The sequence below is a fragment of the Caballeronia sp. LZ032 genome, from assembly GCF_031451315.1.
Lineage (GTDB): Bacteria > Pseudomonadota > Gammaproteobacteria > Burkholderiales > Burkholderiaceae > Caballeronia.
This window is the reverse complement of the sequence record NZ_JARUXP010000001.1, coordinates 1,156,471-1,162,481: the sequence shown is the minus strand read 5'-3', so window position 1 is coordinate 1,162,481 and position 6,011 is coordinate 1,156,471. Positions and strand designations below refer to the sequence as shown.

Below are 6,011 nucleotides of genomic sequence, written 5' to 3'. Positions count from 1 at the left end.
CGGTGACCGCGAACGCGGCCCGCGCAAATCGTTCGAAGGCCGCCCGCCTGCGCGTGGCGAGCGTCCTGCGGGCGATGAAGAGCGTCGCACATTCAAGCCGCGTGGCGACGATTCGCGTCCTGCGTTCGGTGACCGCGAACGCGGCCCGCGCAAATCGTTCGAAGGCCGCCCGCCTGCGCGTGGCGAGCGTCCTGCGGGCGATGAAGAGCGTCGCACATTCAAGCCACGCGGCGACGACACGCGTCCGTCCTTCGGCGACCGCGAGCGCGGCCCGCGCAAGTCGTTCGGCGCCGATGCGCGCTCCGGCCCGGCCCCGCGCAAGAACACGGAGAGTCGCGCACCCGCGCGCGCAAGTCACACCGACACGCGCCAGCCGGCCGCCGCCGAATCCGCACCGAAGCATCGCGATCACGACCACCACGACGGCCTCGTGCGTCTCTCGAAGGTCATGTCGGAACTCGGTCTCTGCTCGCGCCGCGAAGCCGACGAATGGATCGAGAAAGGCTGGGTCCTCGTCGATGGCGAAGTGATCGATACGCTCGGCACGCGCATCCGTCCGACGGCGGAAATCGACGTGCTGCCCGCAGCGCGCTCGGCGCAGTCGCAACGGGTGACCATCCTTCTGCACAAGCCGGTCGGCTATGTGTCGGGTCAGGCGGAAGATGGCTACGAGCCGGCCGTCACGCTGATCACCCCGGCCAATCGCTGGGAAGAGGATCGCGCTGGCATCCGCTTTGCGCCCAGCCACTTGCGCACGCTCGCGCCGGCCGGACGGCTCGACATCGATTCCACCGGCCTGCTGGTGCTGACCCAGGACGGCCGCATCGCGAAGCAGCTGATCGGCGGTCATTCGGAAGTGGACAAGGAATATCTGGTGCGCGTGCGGCTCGGCGACCATACCGTCGATGTCGACAAGCATCTGCCCGCGGAACAACTCGCGCTGCTGCGCCACGGCCTCGAACTCGACGGCGTGCCGCTCAAGACCGCCCAGGTCAGCTGGCAGAACGGCGAGCAACTGCGCTTCGTGCTGCGCGAAGGCAAGAAGCGGCAGATTCGCCGGATGTGCGAGCTCGTGGGGCTGGAAGTGGTCGGGCTGAAGCGCATCCGCATGGGCGGCGTCACGCTCGGCAACCTGCCGCCGGGACAGTGGCGCTATCTCGGACCCAACGAATCCTTCTGAACGCCGCGCGTCGGGACCTGCCCGGCGCGTGGCGTACACGCCACTTTTACCGCTCTGAAAGGCACGATCCATCGCGGATCGTGCCTTTTCTTTTTTGACCGCTTTTTGGTTAAAGAAAATGAATCATCGATCCGTTACATCTGGCAGGCCAGGGCGCGACGCGCATGGCCGCGCCGGCCAGATGAACGGCGGCAAGCATTGAACGGCATCGAAGGAGAATGGCCATGTCAGTTGAAATCATCGTGCGGGAAACCGGAACCGGCCTCGAAATCGTCAGCGGCCGACGACGGCTCGAAGCCCTGCTCGCCCTGCGCGACGAAGTCGTCGTGATGAGTCCGGGCGTCGGTGAAATGGTGATCGCACGCCTGCCCGATGGCCGCCTCCAAGCCACCGCCAATCCCGAACACGTCGCGCTGTTCCGTCAGCCGGACATCTCCGGCATTTCCAAAACCCTCGCCTGAACGCAAGGCCGCGTTGTGTGAAGCGGCCTCCCGTCCAGCGTCCTTCCAGGCCCGGGCGGCGCATGCAGCCAGCGCATGCCGCCGGCCCGGCGTCAGTCGTCGTGGGCCGGATCCAGTCCGGGGAACAGCACTTCGGTGAAGCCGAACTTCGAGAAGTCGGTGATGCGCATCGGATAGAGCTTGCCGATCAGGTGATCGCACTCATGCTGCACGACGCGCGCATGAAACCCCTCGGCAAGCCGCTCGATGGCATTGCCATATTGGTCGAAGCCCTGATAGCGGATCATCGAGAAGCGCTGCACCACGCCGCGCAGCCCCGGCAAGGACAGGCATCCTTCCCAGCCCTCCTCCATGTCATGCCCGTTCGGCGAGATGATCGGATTGATCAGCACCGTCTCGGGTACCGAAGGCGCGTCGGGATAACGCTCGTTGTGGCCGAAGCCGAAGATCACCACCTGCAGATCGACACCGATTTGCGGCGCGGCCAGTCCTGCCCCGTTGGCGTCGCGCATCGTGTCGAACATGTCCTGCACGAGCGCGTGCAGTTCCGGCGTGTCGAAGTGCTCGACCGGCTGCGCGATCCGCAACAAGCGCGGATCGCCCATCTTCAAAATTTCGCGAATCATTGAATGGCTCCTTCCAAGAGCTTGCGCATACCGTCTTCGTCGAGCACCGGAACGCCGAGTTCCTCCGCTTTTGCAAGCTTGCTGCCGGCTTCCGCGCCCGCCACGACATAGTCGGTTTTCTTCGATACTGATCCGGCGACTTTCGCCCCGGCGTTCTCCAGTATTTCCTTGGCTTCTTCACGCGAGAGCGTGGGCAGCGTGCCCGTCAGCACGACGGTCTTGCCCGCCAGCACGCCCTGCGGCGCCTTCGGTGCGGGCGGACCTTCGGGCCACGACACCTTCAGACGCAACTGTTCGATCACATGCTGGTTGTGCGCCTCGCTGAAGAAGTTGTGGATGGCCTCGGCCACGATCGGGCCGACATCGTTCACTTCGAGCAGCTCTTCGACCGTTGCCTTCATGATCGGGTCCAGCGACCCGAAGTGCTTCGCGAGATCCTTCGCAGTCGATTCGCCGACGTGCCGGATCCCCAGCGCATAGATGAAGCGCGCGAGCGTCGTGTTGCGCGCTTTCTCAAGCGAGTCGAGCAGGTTCTGCGCGGATTTGTCGGCGAAACGGTCGAGCGCCGCGAGCGTCGAGAAGCCGAGGTTGAAGAGGTCGGCGGGCGTGCGCACGAGATTCTCTTCGACCAGCTGGTCGATGATCTTTTCCCCGAGTCCGTCGATGTCGAGCGCCCTGCGCTGCGCGAAGTGCCACAACGCCTGCTTGCGCTGCGCCGGGCAGAACAGCCCGCCGGTGCAGCGTGCAATGGCTTCGTCTGGCAGGCGTTCGATCTTCGAGCCGCATACCGGACATTCCGTGGGCATGACGAACTCGCGCGCATCAGCGGGACGCCGATCGAGAATAGCCCCGACGACCTCGGGAATCACGTCGCCCGCGCGCCGCACGGTGACGGTATCGCCGATGCGGATGTCCTTGCGCCGCACTTCGTCCTCGTTGTGCAGCGTGGCATTCGTGACCGTCGCGCCGCCGACGAACACCGGCGCGAGCCGCGCGACCGGCGTGATGGCGCCGGTGCGGCCGACCTGCACGTCGATGCCGACGAGCTGCGTCAGCGCTTCCTGCGCGGGAAACTTGTGGGCGAGCGCGAAGCGCGGCGCGCGCGACACGAAGCCCAGTTGTTCCTGCTGGTCGCGCCGGTCGACCTTGTAGACGACGCCGTCGATGTCGTACGGCAGCTTGTCGCGCTTCTCGCCCACCTTGCGGAAGAAGCCGAGCAGGCCGTCCGCGCCTTGCACCACGGCGCGCTCCGCGTTCACGGGCAAGCCCATGTCCTTGTACCAGTCGAGCAGGCCGGTGTGCGTGGCCGGCATCTCGGCGCCGTCCAGCACGCCGATGCCGTACGCGAAGAACGACAGCGAGCGCTGCGCGGTCATCTTCGAGTCGAGCTGGCGCAGGCCGCCCGCTGCCGCATTGCGCGGATTCGCGAACTCACGCTGCCCGGCATCGCGCTGCCGCTGGTTCAGGCGCTCGAAGTCGCGCTTGAACATCAGCACTTCGCCGCGGACGTCCAGCCGTTTGGGCACATGCTTGCCCTTCAGCGTGAGCGGGATCGAACGGATGGTGCGGACGTTGGCCGTGACGTCCTCGCCGGTCGCGCCGTCGCCGCGCGTGGCCGCCTGCACGAAGCGGCCGTCCTCGTAGCGCAGCGAGATGGCGAGGCCGTCGAACTTCAGTTCGCACGCATAGTCCACGGGCGCCTGGTCCAGCGCGTCGGACACGCGCTTGTCGAAGGCGGCGATGTCCTCGTCCGCGAACCCGTTGTTGAGCGACAGCATGGGCACGTCATGCACGACCGGCGTAAAGCCTTCGGCCACTTCGCCGCCGACCCGCTGGGTGGGCGACTCCGGCGTGACCAGGTCCGGATGCGCGCTCTCGATGCCCTGCAGTTCCTTGAACAGCGTGTCGTATTCGGCGTCGGGCAGGTCCGGCTGATCCAGCACGTAATAGGCGTAGTTCGCGCGCTCCAGTTCCGAGCGCAGCCAGGCGGCGCGTTCGGCCGGATGATCGGCGCTGGGCACGGCGGCGCCCGACTTGCGGCTGGCGGCGGACTCGGCTTTGGTTTTTGCGGACATGCTTGTGGAATGATTGAGATCGATCGCGCCTGTCCGTGATTGCGATCCTGCAACCCGACAGGCAGTCGTTCGATTGTCGCAGAAGATCGGACAATCGGGGCATCGGCCGAACGGCCAGCACATGCGGCTCGACACGCCATTGCACAGGATAAGCAGGCAAAAGAAAGCGCCCCGGTCGGGGCGCGGTCTTCACTGCCGGAACAGCGCGTGCAACCCTTGCGCTTACTGGCTGAACAAACGCCGCGTCGCCGGCGATCCGGCCGGCATGCCCGCCTGCTCCAGCTTGGCATACAGCGTCATCAACTGCTTCTCGATGGCGAGCAGCGCGGACTCCGGCAGCGGCCGGCGCTGATCGTCGACGACGCGCGCGCCGATGCGCTCCGACAGCGACTTCGCGTAATCGCACATGAGGCGGAACGGCAGGATGTCTTCGTCGGCGACCGGCACGTCGAGCACCAGCGTGATCATCTGGCCGCCCTTGTAGGTGAGGTCGTCGCGCAGGAAGTTGGTGTCGCCGAACAGCAGCATGAACACCGGGTTCTGCTTCGCGTCGAGCTTGACGAAGCGCGTGCCGTCGCGCGACAGCAGCAGGCCGTCCTGCGACGCCACCGCCTGCACGTAGTTGGCGGACCACGGCGCGCCGTCGGAGAGAATGTTGATCGACAGTTGCGCGTCGCATTGCGCGGCGAAGCCGTCCAGCTCGCGCGCCATGCCGACCGTTTCCATCATGTCGGGGAATTCGGGCGCACCGTCGAGCGCGTCGGCCAGACGCTGCACGCCCGTCACGAATTCCGAGAATTCCAGTTCATTCAGCGGCCCGCTGCGATTCGCCAGTTGCGCCGCCGCGCGCAGTTCCTCATAGCGCCCGCCGTTGCGCGGCAGTTCCCACGCGCTGTCGCCTTCGGGCTTGCCTTCGATCGTGACGGGCTTCGTGCCCGCGCGGCGCAGACGCTGCGCCAGCGGAATCACGCGGTCGCCCGCGACCGGCGCGGCAAGACGGATAGGCACGACGCAATCGATGCGGCGATCCACGACCGCCGGCAGCGCCGACGAATGCGTGGTCGCGGCAGGCATCACCGGCTCGGCGCGGGTTTCGTCGGCGTCATCGCCAGAGATTTCGGCTGCGCCGTTCGGCGCCGTCGCTTCGGCCTGGAGATCGACGGCCGTGTCAGCCGGCGGAACCGGCACAACAGGCGGCGTCGAGGCTGCCTGCGTGGCCTGCGCCGTGCCGAAGCTCGGCTCGACGCGCGAATCACGCTCGGCGGCGCCGTCTCCGGCGGCCGGCTCGCGGCGCGGCTGGCGCACCGGCTCGATGAACGGCTGCTCGTCGTCAGCGTCCTGGCGCGCGAGCGCGTCGGCGGCTTCGTCCGGCATCGGGCGCGGCATCTTGCGCCGCACCTTGGCGTTCTGCCACGCGTTGTACACCACCACGCCGCCCACCACCACGGCACCGGCTCCAATCAAACCGAGCGTCAACTCATCCATGCAGGCTCCATCATTCTTTTACGTTACGAAGCGCCGCGCGATCTGTCGCCCGCATCGCACCGCGTTCCGGCTTGTCGCCGCCGCCTGGCCGATGCGCGCCACTCCGCGCCTTTGCGCACGCCGCCGGATCATCGTCCGGCCCAATCAACCCATGACTCAGTGAAACAGTGTCGCGAACCGCGAG

The 6,011-nt window shown here is 66.7% G+C and carries 5 protein-coding genes; 2 read left to right on the top strand and 3 right to left on the bottom strand.

What is annotated here, in order from left to right; translation table 11 throughout:
• Both QCE69_RS05400 and QCE69_RS05395 read left to right on the top strand, forming a co-directional pair.
• Positions 1-1,180, top strand: a 1,180-nt coding sequence (locus QCE69_RS05400; protein WP_309929770.1) for a pseudouridine synthase, incomplete at its 5' end; no start/stop codon positions are given.
• Between the two features lie 224 nt (positions 1,181-1,404).
• Positions 1,405-1,641, top strand: a complete 237-nt coding sequence (locus QCE69_RS05395; protein ID WP_309915464.1) for a hypothetical protein — start codon at positions 1,405-1,407, stop codon at positions 1,639-1,641.
• Positions 1,642-1,733: 92 nt separating this feature from the next.
• On the opposite strand, the gene def is transcribed toward QCE69_RS05395, so the two are convergent.
• The 3 genes from def to QCE69_RS05380 form a co-directional block, all read right to left on the bottom strand.
• On the bottom strand, positions 1,734-2,267 hold the full coding sequence (gene def / locus QCE69_RS05390; RefSeq protein WP_309808066.1) for a peptide deformylase: 534 nt from the start codon (positions 2,265-2,267) through the stop codon (positions 1,734-1,736).
• Entirely contained in the window at positions 2,264-4,342 is a 2,079-nt protein-coding gene (ligA, locus tag QCE69_RS05385) for an NAD-dependent DNA ligase LigA (protein ID WP_309929768.1), read from the bottom strand. The genes def and ligA overlap by 4 nt, the downstream gene beginning before the upstream one ends.
• A 222-nt stretch (positions 4,343-4,564) precedes the next feature.
• The gene (locus QCE69_RS05380; protein ID WP_309929765.1) at positions 4,565-5,827 is read right to left on the bottom strand and encodes a cell division protein ZipA C-terminal FtsZ-binding domain-containing protein; all 1,263 of its coding nucleotides are present in this window, start codon (positions 5,825-5,827) and stop codon (positions 4,565-4,567) included.
• Positions 5,828-6,011 lie beyond the last annotated feature (184 nt).

Bases quoted from the DNA above. Each gene is read 5' to 3' on its own strand.
- QCE69_RS05395 (WP_309915464.1), top strand. From the start codon at position 1,405: ATGTCAGTTGAAATCATCGTGCGGGAAACCGGAACCGGCCTCGAAATC.
- ligA (WP_309929768.1), bottom strand. From the start codon at position 4,342: ATGTCCGCAAAAACCAAAGCCGAGTCCGCCGCCAGCCGCAAGTCGGGC.
- QCE69_RS05380 (WP_309929765.1), bottom strand. From the start codon at position 5,827: ATGGATGAGTTGACGCTCGGTTTGATTGGAGCCGGTGCCGTGGTGGTG.
- def (WP_309808066.1), bottom strand. From the start codon at position 2,267: ATGATTCGCGAAATTTTGAAGATGGGCGATCCGCGCTTGTTGCGGATC.